Source organism: Bacillus clarus (assembly GCF_000746925.1).
GTDB lineage: Bacteria > Bacillota > Bacilli > Bacillales > Bacillaceae_G > Bacillus_A > Bacillus_A clarus.
Window position 1 is genome coordinate 376,002 of record NZ_JMQC01000008.1, and the last position, 20,467, is coordinate 396,468.

30 protein-coding genes and 1 pseudogene are annotated in these 20,467 nt (G+C 35.2%); 2 read left to right on the plus strand and 29 right to left on the minus strand.

The features are described 5' to 3' along the window. Positions 1–105 precede the first annotated feature (105 nt). The 17 genes from DJ93_RS02665 to DJ93_RS02715 all read right to left on the minus strand — a co-directional run bounded on the left by DJ93_RS02665 (position 106) and on the right by DJ93_RS02715 (position 7,752). On the minus strand, positions 106–393 hold the full coding sequence (locus DJ93_RS02665) for a hypothetical protein (RefSeq protein WP_042979071.1): 288 nt from the start codon (positions 391–393) through the stop codon (positions 106–108). A 119-nt stretch (positions 394–512) separates the two neighbouring features. Continuing rightward, positions 513–794: a hypothetical protein gene (locus DJ93_RS02670; RefSeq protein WP_042979072.1), complete on the minus strand. Its 282-nt coding sequence runs from the start codon at positions 792–794 to the stop codon at positions 513–515. A 297-nt stretch (positions 795–1,091) separates the two neighbouring features. Next, a complete protein-coding gene (locus tag DJ93_RS02675; protein ID WP_241484335.1) occupies positions 1,092–1,958 on the minus strand; it encodes a DNA cytosine methyltransferase in 867 nt (288 codons plus the stop codon). A 92-nt stretch (positions 1,959–2,050) separates the two neighbouring features. Then, positions 2,051–2,179 (minus strand): hypothetical protein, encoded by a 129-nt coding sequence (locus DJ93_RS34350; RefSeq protein ID WP_259300230.1) that lies wholly within the window; start codon positions 2,177–2,179, stop codon positions 2,051–2,053. A gap of 236 nt (positions 2,180–2,415) precedes the next feature. Continuing rightward, complete coding sequence (locus DJ93_RS02680; protein WP_374937172.1) at positions 2,416–2,715, minus strand: hypothetical protein; 300 nt, start codon at positions 2,713–2,715, stop codon at positions 2,416–2,418. Beyond that, complete coding sequence (locus DJ93_RS29945; RefSeq protein ID WP_080743324.1) at positions 2,715–2,885, minus strand: DUF3797 domain-containing protein; 171 nt, start codon at positions 2,883–2,885, stop codon at positions 2,715–2,717. Before DJ93_RS29945 ends, DJ93_RS02680 begins: the two co-directional genes overlap by 1 nt. A 27-nt stretch (positions 2,886–2,912) precedes the next feature. Beyond that, the gene (locus DJ93_RS02685) at positions 2,913–3,455 is read right to left on the minus strand and encodes a hypothetical protein (RefSeq protein WP_042979075.1); all 543 of its coding nucleotides are present in this window, start codon (positions 3,453–3,455) and stop codon (positions 2,913–2,915) included. 51 nt (positions 3,456–3,506) lie between these two features. Continuing rightward, the gene (locus DJ93_RS33085; protein ID WP_181969214.1) at positions 3,507–3,674 is read right to left on the minus strand and encodes a hypothetical protein; all 168 of its coding nucleotides are present in this window, start codon (positions 3,672–3,674) and stop codon (positions 3,507–3,509) included. A 24-nt stretch (positions 3,675–3,698) separates the two neighbouring features. Beyond that, positions 3,699–3,857 carry a hypothetical protein gene (locus DJ93_RS33090; protein ID WP_181969213.1) on the minus strand — a complete coding sequence of 53 codons (159 nt, stop codon included), beginning with the start codon at positions 3,855–3,857 and terminating at the stop codon, positions 3,699–3,701. Then, positions 3,854–4,618: a P-loop NTPase family protein gene (locus DJ93_RS02690; RefSeq protein WP_042979076.1), complete on the minus strand. Its 765-nt coding sequence runs from the start codon at positions 4,616–4,618 to the stop codon at positions 3,854–3,856. Before DJ93_RS02690 ends, DJ93_RS33090 begins: the two co-directional genes overlap by 4 nt. Then, positions 4,618–5,301 (minus strand): DUF723 domain-containing protein, encoded by a 684-nt coding sequence (locus DJ93_RS02695; RefSeq protein WP_042979077.1) that lies wholly within the window; start codon positions 5,299–5,301, stop codon positions 4,618–4,620. The genes DJ93_RS02690 and DJ93_RS02695 overlap by 1 nt, the downstream gene beginning before the upstream one ends. 80 nt (positions 5,302–5,381) lie before the next feature. Further along, on the minus strand, positions 5,382–5,768 hold the full coding sequence (locus tag DJ93_RS02700; RefSeq protein WP_052109520.1) for a hypothetical protein: 387 nt from the start codon (positions 5,766–5,768) through the stop codon (positions 5,382–5,384). Beyond that, positions 5,765–5,968 carry a Fur-regulated basic protein FbpA gene (fbpA, locus tag DJ93_RS32030; RefSeq protein ID WP_310593258.1) on the minus strand — a complete coding sequence of 68 codons (204 nt, stop codon included), beginning with the start codon at positions 5,966–5,968 and terminating at the stop codon, positions 5,765–5,767. Before fbpA ends, DJ93_RS02700 begins: the two co-directional genes overlap by 4 nt. Before the next feature lie 247 nt (positions 5,969–6,215). Then, entirely contained in the window at positions 6,216–6,626 is a 411-nt protein-coding gene (locus tag DJ93_RS02705) for a hypothetical protein (protein ID WP_042979078.1), read from the minus strand. A gap of 14 nt (positions 6,627–6,640) precedes the next feature. Continuing rightward, positions 6,641–6,784: a hypothetical protein gene (locus DJ93_RS33095; protein WP_181969212.1), complete on the minus strand. Its 144-nt coding sequence runs from the start codon at positions 6,782–6,784 to the stop codon at positions 6,641–6,643. Positions 6,785–7,054: 270 nt separating this feature from the next. Next, a complete protein-coding gene (locus DJ93_RS02710; RefSeq protein WP_042979079.1) occupies positions 7,055–7,426 on the minus strand; it encodes a helix-turn-helix domain-containing protein in 372 nt (123 codons plus the stop codon). After that, on the minus strand, positions 7,423–7,752 hold the full coding sequence (locus tag DJ93_RS02715; RefSeq protein WP_052109522.1) for a helix-turn-helix domain-containing protein: 330 nt from the start codon (positions 7,750–7,752) through the stop codon (positions 7,423–7,425). The genes DJ93_RS02710 and DJ93_RS02715 overlap by 4 nt, the downstream gene beginning before the upstream one ends. A 248-nt stretch (positions 7,753–8,000) precedes the next feature. Between DJ93_RS02715 and DJ93_RS02720 the strand changes: the two genes are divergently transcribed. After that, positions 8,001–9,131 (plus strand): site-specific integrase, encoded by a 1,131-nt coding sequence (locus DJ93_RS02720; protein ID WP_042979080.1) that lies wholly within the window; start codon positions 8,001–8,003, stop codon positions 9,129–9,131. Between the two features lie 84 nt (positions 9,132–9,215). Then, positions 9,216–9,755 (plus strand): annotated as a pseudogene (locus tag DJ93_RS02725) (DUF3898 domain-containing protein); the annotation flags it as partial. A 367-nt stretch (positions 9,756–10,122) separates the two neighbouring features. On the opposite strand, the gene DJ93_RS02730 reads toward DJ93_RS02725, so the two are convergent. The 12 genes from DJ93_RS02730 to DJ93_RS02785 form a co-directional block, all read right to left on the minus strand. Beyond that, the gene (locus tag DJ93_RS02730; protein ID WP_042984113.1) at positions 10,123–11,397 is read right to left on the minus strand and encodes a glycosyltransferase family 4 protein; all 1,275 of its coding nucleotides are present in this window, start codon (positions 11,395–11,397) and stop codon (positions 10,123–10,125) included. Between the two features lie 56 nt (positions 11,398–11,453). Beyond that, positions 11,454–12,509, minus strand: a complete 1,056-nt coding sequence (locus DJ93_RS02735) for a phosphotransferase (RefSeq protein WP_042979081.1) — start codon at positions 12,507–12,509, stop codon at positions 11,454–11,456. Positions 12,510–12,515: 6 nt separating this feature from the next. Continuing rightward, positions 12,516–13,691 (minus strand): carboxylate--amine ligase, encoded by a 1,176-nt coding sequence (locus tag DJ93_RS02740; protein WP_042979082.1) that lies wholly within the window; start codon positions 13,689–13,691, stop codon positions 12,516–12,518. An 11-nt stretch (positions 13,692–13,702) separates the two neighbouring features. Then, the gene (locus tag DJ93_RS02745; RefSeq protein ID WP_042979083.1) at positions 13,703–15,007 is read right to left on the minus strand and encodes a glycosyltransferase family 4 protein; all 1,305 of its coding nucleotides are present in this window, start codon (positions 15,005–15,007) and stop codon (positions 13,703–13,705) included. After that, complete coding sequence (locus DJ93_RS02750; RefSeq protein WP_042979084.1) at positions 15,004–15,660, minus strand: PIG-L deacetylase family protein; 657 nt, start codon at positions 15,658–15,660, stop codon at positions 15,004–15,006. Before DJ93_RS02750 ends, DJ93_RS02745 begins: the two co-directional genes overlap by 4 nt. Before the next feature lie 163 nt (positions 15,661–15,823). Continuing rightward, positions 15,824–16,372, minus strand: coding sequence for an AarF/UbiB family protein (locus DJ93_RS02755; protein WP_042979085.1), 549 nt, complete (start codon positions 16,370–16,372; stop codon positions 15,824–15,826). A 558-nt stretch (positions 16,373–16,930) separates the two neighbouring features. Continuing rightward, positions 16,931–17,131, minus strand: a complete 201-nt coding sequence (cspB, locus tag DJ93_RS02760) for a cold shock-like protein CspB (RefSeq protein ID WP_001179149.1) — start codon at positions 17,129–17,131, stop codon at positions 16,931–16,933. 226 nt (positions 17,132–17,357) lie between these two features. Beyond that, positions 17,358–18,257 (minus strand): WD40/YVTN/BNR-like repeat-containing protein, encoded by a 900-nt coding sequence (locus tag DJ93_RS02765; protein ID WP_042979086.1) that lies wholly within the window; start codon positions 18,255–18,257, stop codon positions 17,358–17,360. A 16-nt stretch (positions 18,258–18,273) separates the two neighbouring features. Next, entirely contained in the window at positions 18,274–18,717 is a 444-nt protein-coding gene (locus DJ93_RS02770) for a flavodoxin (protein ID WP_042979087.1), read from the minus strand. A 234-nt stretch (positions 18,718–18,951) separates the two neighbouring features. Further along, positions 18,952–19,569 (minus strand): acetate uptake transporter, encoded by a 618-nt coding sequence (locus DJ93_RS02775; protein ID WP_033677826.1) that lies wholly within the window; start codon positions 19,567–19,569, stop codon positions 18,952–18,954. Positions 19,570–19,637: 68 nt separating this feature from the next. Further along, positions 19,638–20,054 carry an NUDIX hydrolase gene (locus DJ93_RS02780; RefSeq protein ID WP_042979088.1) on the minus strand — a complete coding sequence of 139 codons (417 nt, stop codon included), beginning with the start codon at positions 20,052–20,054 and terminating at the stop codon, positions 19,638–19,640. Beyond that, complete coding sequence (locus DJ93_RS02785) at positions 20,051–20,392, minus strand: ASCH domain-containing protein (protein ID WP_042984114.1); 342 nt, start codon at positions 20,390–20,392, stop codon at positions 20,051–20,053. The genes DJ93_RS02780 and DJ93_RS02785 overlap by 4 nt, the downstream gene beginning before the upstream one ends. Positions 20,393–20,467 lie beyond the last annotated feature (75 nt).

Here is a 20,467-nt window from a genome sequence, read left to right on the forward strand (position 1 = left end):
TTTAATTATGTCTTTTAGTATACAAAAGCAACTAACACCAGGACACGACTTTATAAACCGTTATTACCTTTATAACTATCCTCGTCAATCTGAACGGCCGGCACATTAATTTATTCCTTCCCGAACCGCTCGCGTTCTCTCCGCCATCTCTCGCTTCTGATTTTCGCTATACTGACGTAACTTTCGCATGCTTATCTGTTTTTCACCTAACGTATATTTCACCGCTAGTGGCTTTTCTTCGTTATCTTTTTCGATAACTGAAACGTTTTCCTCACCGATTATTTCTACTAACTTACGAATGTGTTTGGGAACGCAAGAGTATGCGCTCCATTCTTTCGTTTCGTTGTCGAAAGTCAATACCGTTTCTTGTTCTTTTGTTGAGTATGTTGTCATTCTCCTAACCTCGCTTTCTAATAAAAGGATTATTTTGTTTGGTTTTGATTATTAATTCCTTTAATCGTGATACCTAAGATATTAAGTGCATCCTCTATTCCTACGTAATGTCCTATATGTCAAGATGTATCAACTTCCTCGTTATCTTTTGTTGTCTTGGCTATGTCCTTGCTCCATTGATAACGATTTAGTAACTTGTCTTCTTGAATCTCATATCCAAACTCGATAGCAGATGCTAATTTAACAAGATTCCCTTCACCTTTTAACCATTCATAAGTTGCATTATTATTAACGTCACACATTTCAAGCATCATGTATGCCGCACCTTCGCTCCCGTACTTCTCCGCTTTTTTTGATAGTTCTTCAGCAACCGCTCTAGGAATCATAATTTTCTTATCCATTTCCCTCTACCTCCCTGAATAAAAATCAACATTCCGTCAATACTGTAGATACATGGTAATCTTTTCTCCGTTTTCCTTGGGTGAGCAGTTAGCTTTTGCTAGCTGCTCTTTTGTTTTTTTGTTAGCACTTTTTAGGTTCAATTCTCATATGTTATTTTGAGTCAAAAAATTAATATCCACAAAATGAAAAGGTCACTTTTACACTGCTTTAGTTGGTTTCAACATTACTTTTTCCTTAAAGAGCACTGTTCGAACGTGCTCTTTTTATATTGCAACAAACTATATAAAATGAAATTTTTATATTAATCTCTTTGCTATTTCATAAATGACTGGTACAGTCACTGAGTTCCCTGCTTGCTTAAAAAGCTGTACATCCGTATTTACTTCCCTCACTGCATCGAATGCCCAATCAGGGAATCCTTGAATCCGAAATGCTTCTCTTGGTGTTATTTGCCGCCATCTTCCATTGTCTAGAACAGCTTGTGAACATTGTGTATCTAATGTTTGAAAATACCCTCGTCCTACCCGACCACGTCTTGTATTGGATCCAGGGAAAGCAAAATTAATCACATCATTTTCCCCAGCATAATCATAGCCTTGAACAGTATTATTAATTATTTTGAATCCTTCTGTTCTTGGTAACGGAGTTGCTGCAATAGTTCTTCTGATAGGAAATACTTCTCGTCTGTCTTGTGTTCTAAGATGTCCGATAATGTATACTCGATCTCTGTTTTGTGGAACTCCGAACTCTCTAGAATTGAGTAATTCCCATTCACAGTCATACCCGATTTCATCCAGTTCAACTTGGGCTTTGAGAAAGTCCCACCCTCCATTAACTGAGAGAAAATTTTTAACGTTTTCAATGAATAATTTTTTAGGTAGGCTTTCGGGACTCCATTCTTTCGTTTGACGTAATAACTTAGTAACTGCAAAGAATAAAGAAGATCTCTCCCCATCAAATCCTTGTGTTTTTCCTCCAATTGAGATATCTTGACACGGGAATCCGAAAGTCCAGCAGTCGGATTTAGGAATGTCTCTATAGTCAATTGTTGTAATGTCATGCCATGTCCACTCCCCTTTAGCGTTATGAATTGCTTCATATGATTTTCTAGCAAACTTGTTCCACTCTACAAATCCAAGGCACTTATGACCTGCCTGTTCCATGCCCAATCTAAAACCACCCACGCCTGGCAAAGAAGTCTATAAAAGTAAGACTCATATCACCACCTCGCTTTCTAATAAAATAGCGTTTTTGTTCAATTCTTTTTAGCTTCTTTTATAGACGAAATCCATTCTTTTATTACGAACTCTTCAGAAACATTGCATTCCCTCGCTATTTCTTCAATACGTTCTTCAACAATCCTAAACAAATCGAATTTATCCACTTTTTGTTCCCCTTTTCTATTCAAATAAAGATTTTATTAAATTATCATTTGATTAATCATATTTAAATTCATTTCGCATATATTAATATTGAACCTGTGATACCTGTTGGGCCTGTTGGGCCGGTTGCTCCTGTTGAATCGGCTAATCACATTTTCTTTTTTTGAAAGGACCTGTTGTTTATAACGGGTCCTTTTTAATTGAATTCGATCGTCAATAAAATAAGGATTTTGTTTCATTATTCCGTTGTTGCAATAAAACAAGGTTCCGTTATTCTCTCATGCTTAATTACCCATTCAAAGGACTTAAGAACATAAATCATATTTCCATATGGTATTCCGCATTGGAAATTATTCTTTTCTTCTTCTGGTAAATCATCAATATCTACGTGCATCTTTTCTTGTAAACTAACTTCTCCCTCATAATATTCGTTAATCTCTTCATCACTAAATCCTGTTTGTTCCTTGTAGTATGCTTTTGCCCGTTCTTCTGTTTCAGCGCAAACCCATTCTCCTTCACTTACCTTGAATACTTTCATCACTTCTTGTCCCCCTCTTTCACTTCAATTTTCCATCCGCACTTACACGTTCGCTTAAATGTATCGTCATTTATTTCTAAAGTACCTTCACCGTTTCCGAGCTTGTCATTACCACAATCAGGACATTCTGCATATTTTCTAGTTAACTTAAGTGTGCTTACAATGTTCACTCTCATTCTCCCTTTCTATTCAAATAACTATTTTGTACTAATTGATTCCCAATCAAATGTTTCTAATATATTCAGCAACCGTTCCACTTTCGGTGCTCTCCAAGCCGTCATAGCATATGTGTGAGCTTTTGAAGTATAGTGATGTTTATTTAATTCAATATGTTTCTTAGCTTCTTCTTTAGTTAAGAACATAGTATCTTCAACAATGAATGATTCTTCTTTAACAAAAACTGTATCAAAGTAACCATCATCGTTTAAATTATCTTCTACATACTCCCATAACCCATCGAAGTTCTTGTTTTCATCACTGAAAAGTTCCTGCAACTCTGCTTCTTCAATTTCACCTTCAAAGTATTCTTCCAAGAACTCTTTTAACTCACTAAATTTAGAGAATTTAACATAATCACCATCGTTAAAGAAACGCTCCTCATGACCACTGTCATACTTCTCATTTCCTGGAACAAATCGATAATCCTTGATTACCCAAAAACGTGGTGATGCGTTCCCATCAGTTTCCTGTGTTTTTAATTCCTGCTGTAATTCCTTTAAAAATTGAATATCCTTTTTCATTTCCCGTTTCCCCCTTGTTTTCTATTCAAATAACGCTTTTGTTAAGTTTTTTTATTCTTTATATTCTGTTTCAACGACCTCAGCGACATCTATATCTTTTTTCACTAAATCCTCTAAGAACTCAAACGCTTCAAATTCTCCTTCATCCGACCTTATATCTTCAAATTTCTCTTTTTGTTTTTCATCTAGTTCGTATTCAAATGTTACTGTTACTTTCATTTCTTATAAAATTCAAATTTTGTCTTACTTATCTATTTCCTCCAAAACTGCGTTATAAATTCCGAAAGTCACTCCGAGAATAAAAGCGGTAGCAACTCCTTCTATCTCACTTAACCCACAAAAATACGTAAGCCAAAACCATGTTGGCAAAGACATAAATACTGCGATTATAATTTTCTTCATCTTCGCATCCCCCTTTTCGACTCGCCCTCGAACGGCAACACCACGCACAAATCTCGAACCCTATCGTATAGCCTACGATCAAACACGCTCTCCAACCCATCGATAGGAATGTTCGAAGTGTAAACCGTAGGCAATCCGTTCGTTACCCGATGGTTAATCACCGCATGTAAGTCACCTCGAAATGCTTCGGTTGCACTACGTACACCTATATCATCGAGAACGGCGAAAGGTGCAAATCTTGCATTACTTCCACGCTTGTAATATTCTCTCGCCGCTTTTTCCGATACGTCCTTCGGAACATTTGTCCGATTAAATTCGTTAAATAACGTTTGCCACTCGTTCACATCTAAGAAATATCCCGGTACCTGCAACGATTGCCTATTTCGCTGCAAACTCCCGACGTAGTGCCGTATGAGCCATTCGTTTAAAATTACGGCTGCTGTCGTTGTTTTCCCCGTGCCAGTTTCTTCGGAGTAGAGATACATCGATTTGATCTTATCCTTCGCGTCTGTGGATTGACTCGCCTCAAATTGCCGTGAGAAAGTCGTTACTTGCGCATCGATAATCTTATAGAGTTTCGGTTGTGACGCTCGTACAGGGTTGTCCTGTAACGTTAGATGACGGTATTCTTTCGGTAAGTTGGTCGCTGCCATACGCCCACCATTACCGTTGAATCCATGTAGTGCAATGTACGAGGTACACTGTCGGTTGCATGATTCGCTTTTGTATAGCGAACAGTGGTCGGATAGAATGCACTGCATTATACCGTTACCTCCTTACTGTCAATCCGTTCTTTCTCGAACCTCACTTTATAACGTTCAATAACTATATCAGCATCCTCACCGGCTAATATTGCACCACATCTTCGTATATCTAATCCGATTCCATGCGGACAGCTTTTATAGCAACTCTCTTCGATGTCACCGATATACGGTAAGTCTTTATTTGGACAATCGAAACAATACGTATCTAACAATCTCGCAGTCTCTTGACGAGCTTCCTGTCGCTGTTCTTTTGAGTACAATGTAGAATGTGTTTTTGAACGTGTGGTCCCACTCTTTGCTTTCCCACATTTCGAGCATCCATGACCATGCCTTAAATTCCCATATGTGATTGAAAGGATTTCATCGGGATGGCTCGGGCATCTATAACGTAATTTTTGATGAGCACTCTTGTAATACGTTTCCAATAGCTCGTATCCTCGTTCTTTAAAGGCCTCTCTAACAGAATCGATCGTATGTCTACGTTTCAGTACTCCACAATATCGACAACCACTACCACTACGCAAATCAGAATAGGTAATCGATACGTCTTTGTCGGGATGATTCGGGCATCTATATCGCATCTTCGCCGTGTTTTTTACGTACTCAGTTTCCAATAGCTCGTATCCTCGTTCTTCAAACTTCGCCTTCACTTGTTCAAACGTTAATTTAGGTCGTACCATTTCTATTCCTCCGTTTCTAATAATACTAATCTCCCTTTTTTATATTTCGTGCTCCCATTTTCGAAAAATAATTTCTCCGTTTATAAATAATCGATAATTTCTTCCGTCCTTACTTCTATATACTCCGCCTGTCTACGTTGTTGCTCGTCCTTCCTACGCAACTCATCTAGCACTCTCGGTAACAACCTAGATCGCATATACGAATACATAAACGCAAAGTTTAATCCGGGATACTCCCGTGTCGGCTTATAGTCGGCAAAACATGCGTCGATGAATCGCTTCGTTGCTTCTGGTTTATGTTCGGCAATGAACGCTTTGAGCATTCGTCCTTCCACGGCGTAATTACGTGCGACGTATGGAATTTTATATTTCGTTTCGTGGACGTGTAACATATATTCACGGAATGTTGTTACGTTCCATTTTTCGATTGGTAGGTTGCGGAAATCTTTCGTTGATATTCGAGTCACTCCATTCCCTCCTTGTCAAATAATTCGAATAACTTAACGTGTAATTCCTTATTAGACGCCTGCCATAAATCGCGCCCATCTTCCATTTTGAATATGTTACGGCGGATTAGCGCCTCGATATATATTTCTTTCAGTAATGGATCGTTTACTTGCATTCGTTTATCTGTTAGTCTTCCTTGGTCTTCCAATAGTGGGTACATTTACCGCTAATAGTTTAGGAAAGTTCGTGTTATCATTTAATTATCGAGACGACATTACTCGATACGTCTTCCCAAAAGACGCATTTACTCCATCCCTTTCGAATCTCTGTCGCTACAGAGGTTCTTTTTTCTATGTTTTTTAACACTTACCGCTTTCCCTACCAATAACCCTCCTCATTACATACCTTCGTAGATTCGTAGATTCCTAGATTCTTGTCTGCTTATTTCACCATAAAATTTACGTTAGCTATTTCTTTTTGCTAACGATGCCATCAGCAAGTATTTCGAAGTCACCATCCAGTTTTCGAATGTGGTACTTACGATCTGCTAAGCTCTTCCTCTTTTCGTAAATAGCTAACATCTGTTCCTTCGTTTTAGCTTTCGTTTCCTGTAGCGATTCTAACGCTATCTTAAGTTCCTCCCAACGATCTTTGACTGCACGTCGTTCTAAGCGAACTTCTTTAAGTTTTTTCGCTAAGTGATAACCTCGTACAGAACTGAACGTTTCTAACTCAACGATATGAAGTAAGTCAATTTGAACCAATTCTATGTGTTTTAACTGACGGTCAACTTCGTTGAATACCGCTTTTAACGGTGCTATCTCCTTGTCAAGATTCACTAGAAGTCGTTGTAGTCTACCTGCCGTTATATCTTTCATCGTGGATACCTCCGTTAACTTTCTTTTAATTCTTTCGTTAAGTTTTCAAGACTGTATTTAACGTCCTCTAGCGTATGTTCAGCGCCGATTATTTTTCCGTTTGCATTTATGTGGAACAAGACGTTTTCTAATCGTCTAATAAGAATCTTTTTATTCATATAAATCGTTCCTTTCTTTAATTATCTAAAACCTTATAACTTCACTTACGTTTGTTGTATCTCATCATCTATTAGCGGCGTTCTTTTATATAAGTAATCACCACCGAATCTATTAATGATGGAAGGTTATTTCGCTAGAAATAGACTTCAAGATTTTTGGTTTGCAATTGATATATAAAATAACTGATATATAAATAACTATTAATTCGTCTTCAGCTCATGAAGTACCCCACTGCATATCTTGAAGTACTCCCCCTTCACCTTATGAGTTTAGTCCTCTATAAGTATTGAAGGTCGATGAAATTTCGGAAACTCATCCGGTATTGGTAACAATGTATACAAATTCGATGTCTGCCCTTTACCGTCGTCTCTAACACGTTTTTCTACTTTTACTAACCGTAACTCTTCTAATCTCCTAATCGCTGCTCTCACAGTATTCTCAGAGCACGTACATTCCTTAGCGATACGACTAACGCTTGGGTACGAAGTTTTCGTCTCGTAGTCTGCGTATTTACATAAAATAACGTAAACCATCTTCTCGTAGACCTTTCCGAAGACTTTCGTATCATGTAATACACCGTAATCGATATTTACGTATTTACGACTATTAAGGTTAACTACACGATCTCTATTTTCGTTCATGCTACGTCCTCCTTTGAATCCTCATTACCGTTTGTCACTCCGTTTATAAAATGAGTTGGTATAGGTAATAACGTGTATAGATTCGTAGACTGACCGTAATCATCAAAACGTGGTTTGATATCGATAAGATTAAGAGTTTGTAGTGTTCGTAATGCTCTACGTACCGTACGTTCGGAACATCTCGCTTTCATTGCGATTTCAGATACGCTAGGACTTAACGAGTTTGTATCATTACTTATACCGGCGTACAAAATTGTGTAGATTAATTTATCGATTGGCTTTGTTATATGGTGCGTGTCATCGATAACAGCTTTGAAGTAAGTCACCGTTTTTACCTCCTAGTATAATATGTTCCAGATAACTTAAAATTTGATACACTTACGTATAATTTTTTTCGTCTTACATTTACTATGACGCACCACTTTGGAACCTCGCGCATTTTTTTTCGAAAAAAAAATAAAATTATTTACGTTTTTCTACTTTTTATACCCCTATACAATCTGTGCCCAAGAGTTTAAAATACATGATATGGAAGCTATTATTTCAATAGTTAGAGCCTATCGGAGGTTTAATTATGAAAGGTAGCGTATTACAAGATAAAAAAAGAGGAAGCTGGTACTTTTCTTTCGACTTAGGAAAGGACCCGTTTACCGGAAGAAGAAGACAAATAAAACGACGTGGATTTAAAACTGAAAAAGAGGCCGAAGATGCGTTAATTAAAGTCCAAGCTGAGATGTTAAACGATGAGTTTCTCGATCTCTCACAAATGACATACTCTAAATATCTCGATGAGTGGTTCGAAGAAAGACGTATATATCTTCAAAAGTCCACTTACGAAATTCACTTAATTTATTGCGAGAACGTAATCAAGCCGAGACTAGGGCATTTTCAATTACAAAAGATTGAGCCTATTCACATTCAAAAGTTCGTAAACAATCTAGTAAATGAGACAAGTTATTCATCTCACACTGTTCACTTAGTATTTCGAATAGTAAGCGCATCTCTAAAAAAAGCGAAGACAATGAAGCTCATAAAAACTAATCCGGCGACAGGCACTACTTTACCGAAGAGACAGCGTAAAGAAATGGACGTTTGGTCATTAGCTCAAGTAAATTACTTTATAATAGAATCCAAGAGCATTAAGCGTCTCACACGTGTTTATATCGCATGTGTAATGGCATTATTAACTGGTATGCGACAAGGTGAGATAATGGGATTACGTTGGAAAGATATTGATTTCGATAGGAACGTTATTTATATTAAACAAACCTTAACTCAAGCTGCGGAAATAAAGGTCGGGGCTAAGAATGCGTCTAGTGTACGTTCTATCCATATTCCGGACAAACTCGTCAATGAATTAAGAGTACATCGTAAAATGATCTTAGAGGAACGTTTATATCACGGTCGAGACTACGAGGATAATGACTTAATAGTTTGTACACGTACAGGCAAACCGATGATTCCCCGCAACCTAAGAAAAGAGTTTTACAATTTAACGGGCAAACTCGGCTTACCTAAAATACGTTTCCATGATCTACGTCACACCCATGCGACTATGTTGATACAGCAAAACGTTAATGTAAAGCTAATTGCTGATCGGTTAGGTCACTCGGATATCGAAACGACACTCAATACGTATAGCCATGTATTGCCTGATATGCAAAAATCCGTATCTGACAAACTCGATAAAATCATGAATATTTAAGCGATATGTTGCCATGTTTGTGCCCAAATTAAATATTACGCCTTGTAAACGTCCTATATACGTGAATTCACGTACAACTAAGGGTATATGCCAGAAGAAGGCATTGTAGAAGTAGGCGAATTAAAAATACACCAAGCATCACACGCCCGCTACTTCGAAGACTTCTTAAAATTCGTTGAATATGAGCGCTCTATGCCAGAAATTATGAAGACGCAAGTTATGGGCATGGTATACGACCAAATTGAAGACATCTTTGAAGAAGGTACGGAAGAACGTGAACAATTCGACCAAGCAATGGAAGTATGGGCCGCAAGTCCAAAGCGTGAAATTATGGAACAGTTTTCAACAGAAGAAGTAATGGAAGCAACTGCGCAAATTGTGGAGCATGCACCAGAGGTTGAATTAAAATTAAAAGCAGATCATATCTCCGTGAAGGCCTTACTCGCTGATTTTGGTGATCAAATTCATATTGCGAAAGTAAATGACCGCTATGTACTTATGATTGAGGCAGATACTCTTACGTTTGAGAAAGGATTCTCTCCAATTGAGTTTTTGAAGCCAGATGAACTGCAAGATGTGATTGAGCGAATTGAGAAGAAAGTGACTCATACACCGCAATACTAATCTTCGAGATAATGTCTGACAATCCGGTAAGATCAATATTCAGTAAGTTTTTTAGAGACTTGAACTACCGCCACTTAGCTACGCTTAAAGTGGGGGATTCCTACGGTGAAATGAGTGTATTTATACATCCGACTCACACGCCTCCTAATTGGCTTGGTTTTCACTCTACTTCGGTAGGTGTGGCGCTTAGGATTTTACATTGTAGACTTCCTACAACAACCTCATATCTTCAGTTTTCAATAAGCTATCTGTACAAAGAAATGATACGACAGAAAAATATGTTTTGCTATGCAAAAAGCTAAGAATGATAAATAAAATATACGAATTGTCCTTGTAACAATTCGTATATTTTATTTACTTCCCTTATTTATACATACCTACGATAAATCTCTTCAATCTTTGAAACCATGATCGCTTGTGTGAAATTCCTATCTGCATACTCCTTAGCATTCTTTCCTAAATATGACCGTAGTCTTTTATTTTGTAATAATAAAGTTAAAGATTCAGTAATTTGCGATACATTTCCTGGTTCACAAATAATTCCTGTTTTTCTATTTTGTATCATTTCTACTATTCCACCACAATTTGTTGTTATAATTGCTTTTCCAGAAAACATAGCTTCTAAAATCGAAAGCGGAAAGTTATCATTTATTGTCGGTAAAATATAAATATCCGATATTGCAAGAATTTCAGCTATATCCGTTCTCTTTCCTAAAAACTTCACATTTTCCAAACCAAGTATTTGTGCTTGCCTTTCTAATTCACTCCTCATGGACCCGTCCCCAACAATCCATACTTCCACATTTGATAAACTTACTTTCATTTCCGATAATGCTTTCAGAAGAATATCATGCCCCTTTCGAGGAGAAAGACGAGCAACACAGCAAATAAGAATTTTTTCTTCGTCCTTTTTTTTCACTGTAACTATTTTTTCGAGATTGATACCCGTATGAACTGTAATTAGCTGTTCTTTCTTCGCCCCGTACTCTTGTAACGGTTCATGAAAAGAATTACTAATCGTTATTATTTGATTAGCAGCCCTTATACCTTGTTTTTCAATTTCACGAAAATGTATTTCTTCAATGGAGCCTCTTTGTATTTTATCAAACTTTAGTCGACTCTTTGTAAAATGTCCATGTGGTGTAAAAAAAAGAGGCTTTCTATACCTTTCATTTAATTGTCCCATTATAAAGATGGCAAATAAATCTTGGGCATGGAATATATCATATTCCTCTAAATTCTGTCCTTGTAGAAACTCTGCAAATACATTTAAAAAACTAACATTTTTAATGATTTTTTCATTAGAAATACCATAACGTTTCTTCAAAAAAAACCTTATATTTTGAGCTTCTTGGGGAATCTTTCTCTCAAAATACTCTATAGGCATTTGAAGAGGAGAAAGAATCTTTATTTCATGACCACACTTTTCAAACCCTGTCTTTAATGTCGTAATATAATTCGCTAATCCTCCAGTATTAGGATATTTAAGAAATGTTACATATAAAATTTTCATGTTCTTTTTCATAGTAGCCTTTTCAGGCCTAAAAGACTGTAATGGATTTATTAAATACTCAACCCTATTCTCTACTTTATAGTATGCATCCATAACTTTTACTAAACTTTCATGTAAGGGGTAATTCATCTTCAAATCCAAAAGGCTCCCCTCCTAGCTATATTAACAATAACTCTCTCATTCTTTTACAATCCAAATTCTGTTCCCCATGTTTGAATTTTTTCAAGATGATACGGTAGTAATTCACCCGCACGGTTATCGAATATTCTTCTAAGCTGTGTATGCAATCCTTTTTCTAACGTCCTTTGCAAATAGGCCATTTTATACAAATCCATCGGGTTCGTTTTAAATTCAATTCCATACCTTTTCATTTCCTCCGTATAGGATTTCACACAATTCACTCGAATTTCTTCGGCATTACTTTGCCAATCTTTTCTAAATCCTATCAGCACTTCAACTAAAACAACCATATCAAACCATACTGGTGTATATTTAGCAGATTCCCAATCAATAAACTGAATATCCCAATCCCCATTACTACTCACATTATTACTACATATATTTTGCATATGAAGATCACAATGTGTAATTGCCGATCCATTCTCAAGCAGTTCTGGGAAAAAGTCTGGCCCCTTTTCATATATGCTTATTAACAATTCATAATACGGTTGAATCATTTCCTTTAATCGCTCATCTTTCTGTGCATCATTTAGAAATATCTTTGTTTTCTTTATATGTTTCTCTCGATCCTTCTTCATACGATCGGACCCATAATTCGGAAGCCAGCTTGACCAAATCTCTTTATACTTCTGAAATTCAGCTTCGAATGTATGGGCGTGAAGTTTAGCAACAGTAGGAATAATACGACTAAAATGCGCTGGAGTAAAAGTTATTTGTCCGCGTATTTGTTGAACAAACTCCATAAATATCCATGTTTCATGCTTATTTTTTTCGATATAATAAATTTGTGGCAAAAACTCTTTTAATATATGATAGGCTTTATCATATATGTTAATCTCCACTTCATTTTTATAATGAGTCTCATTATATATTTTTAAAACAATCGGATACGCTGTCATTTTATTTTGAAGAATTAATTGATACACACACATTTTCCTGCTCTTTTTTAAACATGATATTTTTGAATAGTTAATTTTAACTTTCTCTCCTAGTACATAAGAGAGTTTTTTTGGCATATCTAACTTTTCTAGATGTTTTGATAATACACTTAGCTCATACAACAGTTTTCACTCCTGTCGCTTTCGTTTCCATGCATTCACTACATGAGAATATGCACTTCTAATAAACGGCATCGGATCATCCCATGCAAACAGTGCAAACTCCTTTTCGCCGCGTAACCCTTCATAAAACTCTTTCCATGTCATCGATTCACTTTTTCTCTTATAGCGAAATGTTAAATAGTAGCGTACTAAATATATCCATTTAACACCATCAATTTGTTTCAATTGTGGTGCTACTTTTTGATTTGTTACATACAAGTAATACATATATACAAAATCTATACCTGCACGTCTCGTTAAACTATGAGTAAGCCAAAAGCGAGGATTTATTTCAATAAATTTATACACACCATCTCTAGGGTCTTTTTTAAACTCTATCATACCGATACCTTTAAGGTTCAATTCTTTAAAAAAAGGTACACAAATATCCACCAATTCTGGAATCGCTTTACTAACAATATGAGCACCTGTTCCAAATTCAGCTGGAAATTGATGATTTTTTTGTAGTGAAAATAGTGCCAACAATTCCATATTATCATCAAAAAATGTTGCGACTTTATAAAAACATTGATTATCTCCAGGAATAATTTCTTGAATAAGAAGTTTTCCATGTTGTTCATATAATTGATATTCATTTCTTAATTGATTAGCATCTCGTATTACAATCGCTTTTTGATTTATTTTCTTCCGAAATTCGTGCCCTAGCACCGGCTTTAAAATACAAGGAAACTCAAGATCCAATATAACTTCTTCTAATTGCTCAGCTTGTTCAACAATATACGTATTTGGACATGAAATATTATATTTTTTCGCCAATTCGTACATTTTTTGTTTATCTAATGTTTTTTCAATTAAGTTATGTTCAGGGAATAAAAATAAGTAGTATTTCGATAGTTCTTGTCTATGTTTTGAAATAAACATTACATAATCATCCGCGCCAGTATATAATACTGGTTTTTCTTTAAATTTCTCAGCCAATTGAATTAAAAATTTTAATAATTCTTTTTCTTCATATAAAGGACTTGAACATATTCCACAAGAAGCGAGACGCGATTTCCCTATTTTATAAGGCCCTTCAACATCAAATGCATACACTTTAATTCCTTTTCTAGCTAAACCTCGGATGATTCCAATTCCATTAGCACTTAAATCCAGGACAACTGCTACATGTTCATGATTCATCGGAACATTCCTCACTTACATACTTTTTTGTAAATTTTTTCTATTTGAGTTACCATTACCTCTTGAGTCAAATAATTTTTCGCATACTCTCTTGCATTTGTAGCAATCCGCTTCCGCTCATGCTCATATACAATAACAAACTTAATTGCATCCACTAACTCGTTTACATCTCCTGCTCCTACAAGTATCCCTGTTTCATAATTTTGTACTAATTCTGGTATCCCTCCTACTTTTGTCGAAATAACACAAAGTCCACTATGCATTGCTTCAATAATAGAAATTGGTAAACTATCATTAAACGTCGGAAGTATAAAAAGGTCTGATTGAGCTAAAAGATTGGGAACATCATTTCTTTTCCCTAAAAACTCCACCATATGCAAATCTAAATCTTCAACTTGCCTTTCCAATTCTTGTCTCATTTCACCATCGCCAACAATAAGTACTTTTAGTTTGTCAGTATAGGCGCTTTCTATTTGTGAAAGTGCCTGTAATAAAACTTTATGTCCTTTTCGTGGCCCTAATCTAGAAACACATGTTATTACAAGCTTATCATCAACTAATTTGTCTCTTTTTTGCTGTATTTTAGGGTATGAAATACCTGTAATAACAGTTTTCATACGCTCTTGTTTCGCACCTAACTGTAATAACGGTTCTCTAAATGAATCACTTAAAATGATAATCTGCTCAGAAAACTCAATAGCTTTTTTTTCTAATTCTTTATAGTACACTTCCTCCAAAGATCCCTTTTCAAAAATACCAAATTTCAATCTATTAAAAGTGTACATTCCATGTGGAGTATAAAATAAAGGCTTTCTTTCCTCTTCATTACATCTTCCTAGTAAATTAGCTGTAAATAAATCTTGAGCATGAAAAACATCATATTCTTCAGACTTAATTTTTCTGATTAGCATTTTTTCATACACATACATATTCCTCATATTTTTAAGAATATTCAGATTCAAAATCTCATAGCGGCTATTTAATACCTTTTTTATTTCGGGGACTATTTCTTTCCGAAGAACTGCTACTTCGCTTGAAGAAAATTGGTTTGGGGAAATGATATCAACTTGATGACCAAGTTGTTTTAATCCTTCACTTAATGTCTTAATATAATTCGATAACCCTCCCATATGAGGATAATCCCAAAATGTAGCAATTAATATAGACAATTTTTTCTTTTTCTGTAAATTTAGACATACCTTTCCTGCCTCCGCTTTCAGTAAGTGCTTCCTTTTCAATAATGGTGAATGCACGCCAAAATATTCATCCATCGCTTCCATTATATATGGATATGGAAAGTCTTCCTTCTTACTCATCGCCACACCTTCCTTATCACTTCAAACGCCTCGGCGTATTCCACACCAATCGTCATTCCCCTATTCCTACCTAAATATCTTATACCTTTATAAGATCTAGGATGAGGAAAATCCCTCATTTCTACATCATAATGTTTCAAGGCTTCAATCTTTTCCTCCATTTGATTCGTAATATTCACATAATAATTAGGTTTAAAAACGGTGTCATTCGTATGAACATTCCACTCGCTGGAAGAAACTGTTTCAAATGTAATTAACTCAATAGGCTGTTTATTTGGCAAAGGTCGAGTCGCTGTTAACACTGCTTTAAAAGTGATTTGATGATCTATATTAATATCACCATAATGATGAGTAAAGATTTTACTAGGTTTATAAAGTTCTATTAACTGCTCAATTTCTTTCGTAAATTGATGTAACGGAATTAACTCCAACTCTAAATTCGCATGATTTAGAAATATAACTTCTTCTATGCCTATTTCACTATTAGCAGCTTTGCTAATTTGCTGCATGCGATAAGCTTCCTCTCTTCTCCCCAAAGCTGTAATAATTGATACTACCCGATAACCTTCTTCTATTAGCCTTCTTAAGGTTCCACCAGCTCCCAATAACTCATCATCAGGATGAGCACCAATAACTAAAATACTCTCTGCCATTATCAGTTCACTCCTTATACTGTCTAATTTATGACCAAGCGTCAAAAAACGAAACCATCATTAGCGGATAAATTTTATACAATTAACATATTTCTCCTACATAAATCCTATAATCGTTATACAAAAATATAAAACCATGCCCGACTAAAGAAAAATAATTCCATTATTGATTCATCCATGCATTATAAGTGCTTAAACGTAATTTTTTTACATGGTTTAAAAAAATATGCTCCAATCCGAACTTTTTAAATCCTTTTAATAATTTTTTAGGAACTTTACTATTTGAAGTAAATGCTCTTTTATGATCAATAACTTTCAGTTGTCCTTCTGTATTTATTAAAATGTGCCTTACTTCCGTATCTAATCTAGTAAACTTTATTTTTTCTAGTTCATCTAACATGATTAATATGTCATTAACCATTTTTTCAGACAACTCATTCTCTTTTTTTAAATATCGTGCTAATGATATTCCATGTACATATTCCATTACAATATAGTTCTCTCCATGGCCATATACTTTCGGAATAACAGGTGAAGATTGTCCCATTATTAAGGCCTGCAACTCTTTCCTTTGCGTTTCTTCCCGAAAAAATATCTTTACACATTTATCTTCACTTAATTGATATATTTCTCCATCTTTCCCATCGCCAATAAGCTTTTTTCCCAACATTTCTTCCCTGTTTATTCTCTTTTGATTACTATCTAATTCCATTTAGATCCTCCTTCATTTATACATTATTTCGAATAATATTACACTTTATGTTTTCGTACTTAAATATGTAACTGATACTAACACTATCAATCTCTTCGTCTACATAATGAACTTTCTTTCTTAAAGTATAGGTTATTCAATTGATGATACTCTTCTCATACACAACATTTATATCGATGTACAGCTGGACGACTAGGCGGCCAATTTTGATTAGTGAATTCTAGCAATTAGACGGGTTACATAATAAAAGTTTTATTTTTAGAGGGAAATTACATGACATAAAATATGAGGTGTTTTTTTACTATTTCTTTATATACAACGTTTCTTTCATTTCATATATTTTGCGTTATTTACACAATTTTCCAATTAGATATAGAGCCTTTTTTATTATTTTCATTTGTTTAAGTAGGAAAGAATATTTGCTTTAGAAGAATATTTTTAAGAGGCAACAAATTGTAAACAATTCTATTTTGTATACATGTACATGGAGAAAATCAAAAATTTCTTTTTTATAAAAAACACAAAAAAAAGAAGGGCAAGCCCTTCTTTTTTGTTTAATTACTTCTTAACTACGTTAGTAGCTTGTGGTCCACGGTTACCTTGTTCTACTTCGAAAGTAACTTCTTGACCTTCTTCTAAAGTTTTGAAGCCGTCGCCTTGGATAGCTGAGAAATGTACGAATACGTCTTCTCCACCTTCAACTTCGATGAAACCGAAACCTTTTTCTGAGTTAAACCATTTTACTTTACCGTTTTGCATGAAAAAATCCTCCTACAATGTACCTATATGTACATATTCATTTTCGACCACTTTACAACAATAATAACGACATTAAAAAACTGCAACCGCAGAGGAGATTTAACATTGCTATCCTCCTCTGAAGTTACAGCTCATTTAAATCTCTATATTATTAAAAGTAAAATGGTTTAGATTTACTATATCATATCAATATAATAAATGCAAATCTAATTTTTTTTTTTATTGTTTAAACAATATTTTTTTTAAATTTCATGGATTTTGATTCCCCAGATCCCGCTACAACATAGCCTTCTTTTTGATTGATAATTCGCCATCCATGACCTTTAATCGATCCACACACTGTAACTAATCCTTCATCAAGAAGCACACGACAGATCGTACTAATCCCCGCCTTATTTTGTGTCGATGTTGTATATAACACTTGTTGATCCACACTTAGATCCAAATAGCTACTTGCCTTTTGCTCACTTTGACACGTGTGCCAATATAACTTTTCATCTTTCATACTCTTATCTATTTCACAAAACGAAATGCTCCCACTGACTCCTCTGCACGATCCGCTTGCTGCTACTAAGTAGGAATTATGTAACGCCAACGCAGAAATCATTTGATTCGTCGCTATTTTAATTCTTTGCAAGCTACGTTTCTCTAAATCAAAAAGCCAAACACCACCATATTTAGCATGAATTTTTGTGCCAATATATACGTAATGTTTATATAAAAATAACGAACGAATAGATGGTGCATCAATGCCGTAACAAAGAAATGGACAGATGGTTTCCCACGTAGAACCGAAATTACGAGAAAGATACAATGTTTTATCTCCATGAGCGATTACTGTTCCATTTTCATTACTACACACATTCCAGCTAGTTGCCTTTGTCGGCAAGCGCTGAATAGTCCAATCTTCTCCACCATTCATACTGCGAATAAAAACCCCTTCGTCCCCTACACCATACACTACATTACCACCGCTGTGTAAATCTCGGATTCGTTTTTGAAACCCAGTTAAAATTTGTTTCCATTCTCCATCTTGTTCAATGAATAATCCATCATATGTAGTAGCTAACATAAGCTTCCCATCATTTAGTTTCGTAACAGCAGTTGCACTCAACATTGTTTCCACGATGACACTCCCATTCCTAGAACTTTTCGGCAAAAGTGATTGCAAAATTACTACATTTCTCTATATCTTCTTCATCTTCTGGAGCTAATTCAATTTTCAATCCATCTTGTACAAGTTCTGCCCCGCGTTCTACAAGACGCTCTTCAAAAATAGTGACCGCTTCACAAAACTGCTCATAGGCCGTATCACCCGATCCGAAAACAGCTACTTTTTTCCCTGCTAAATCTATATTTTCTAAATCATCATGGAAATCTTCCGCTTCAAATGGTAATTCACCATCCCCCCACGTATAAGATCCTAAAATGATACCATCATAATTTAACAATTCTTCTACATCCATACCTTCCATCTCTTGCAATTCTACCTCATGATTAAATGCATCTAAACTTACTTTAATTAAATCAGCAATACTCTCTGTATTTCCTGACATACTTGCATATGCTATTAAAATTTTCGCCATGCGGAATCCCCCTCTTTTAATTGATTCTCATTCTCATTATATTAATAATGAGAATCAATTTCAATTGTATTTTTTACCTTACATCTTAAAACGCCAATCCAATGTCACTTTTTATTGCAGTACCACTACCTTCACTTCATTTTTTGGAGGAGCTTCTCGACTACAATGATAAAACGAAAGAAATTTAAGTATAAAAAAACACGAATGATTTATATAATCATTCGTGTTTTTCGCTTATTTTTTAAAAATACCAAATGGTTTACCAACTGGTAATACAACTTTTCCGAAATGTGTATTTAATACGGCGGCTGCTGAACCGTAGAAAGATAATAATGAGATACATAGTTCAGAATATGCAGCTAAATTATGCATTGCATGTGGCATAACACCTAAAGTACTGAATGAAAGACCGATAAATAGGAAATCAATAAGGACAAAAATCATAAATAATACTTTATGTGTTTCCATTGCACCAATTGTCATAAAGATCGTAAAGATTAAGTATCCGATAAAGGCTACACCAAGCTGTTTTGGATCTACAGATTGGGCTAATTTTTCGCCAAATACTCCAAGTTGAATTAACCAAGACGTTCCAACACCTAACCAAAATAGACCATATGCACCAAATGCCGTTGTACCGAACGTATTGTTATGTTTTGCATCATGAATACATGCAAAGAGTTGTGCGAATCCTCCTAAAAAGATTGCCCACGGTAATACAAATGAAACGCCATCTGTTAAACCTAGTTTTTGAGATGATGCTACAAGTGTTACCATTGCTAATCCAAATAGACCGATTCCAGATGGATCTGCTGTTGTCATTTTCACATGATGTGTAGTTTGATTACTCATATAAACCTCCTGATTTTGAAAACATACTTGAATACAATACTTAAATCAGAAGGCTATGTCAATGGTTTTTATTGTATGTTGTCTGACTTTATATGTTCGTAATAATCTAATACGATTTTTGCTACGTAGTCATGCTTTACATTCAAATTCATAATCTCTTTCATTGGCACCCATAACGGAATGTATTGTCCTCTATCCGCTCCTTTAAATTCTTCACCTTTTCCACTTCCAAAAACACCATCTGTTATATAGGACTCATAATAATATTGTGTACCGTTATCCTCTGCTTTTGTAACAAGATTTTGTATTTTTATATGCACAGCTAACTCTTCGTATACTTCCCGCTCTGTTGCTTTTTCCGACGTTTCACCTTCTTCAATTCCCCCGCCAGGAAAAACAAAATATACTTCGTTTCCCTTTATACGTTTCATAAGAGCGATTTGATCTTCCTGTATAATAATAACCGCTCCGCGGTTTCTGCTCATGCTATTATCTCAATCCCGATTGCAACTGTTCCCCACTCTTCTTCTTGCTCTTTCGTATATATGTCGTATGTACTTGCTAACATTTCTTCTAGGCCAAAGTTTGCACGATTAAGCAACTCTTTATCGATATCCGTATACATCTGCTTAAAAGTTTCATATCGCTTTAGCTCAGTTACCTTTACTAAAATTGTTTGCGCTGTGATAAGGTTTGTAAACTCAATTTCATCACCTTGCTTTATAGTTCTACGTTTTTTATCATATAAGCGCACTTCAAATACTTTTTTCCCAGACTGAATAGATTGAAAAGGTTCATTATATAATCCCATTTTATGTTTCATATCTTCACCACCTTCATTTAGTTTAACATGAAAGGCCATCCTCTCTTATTTCTAAAGAATGACCTTTTTTATTTA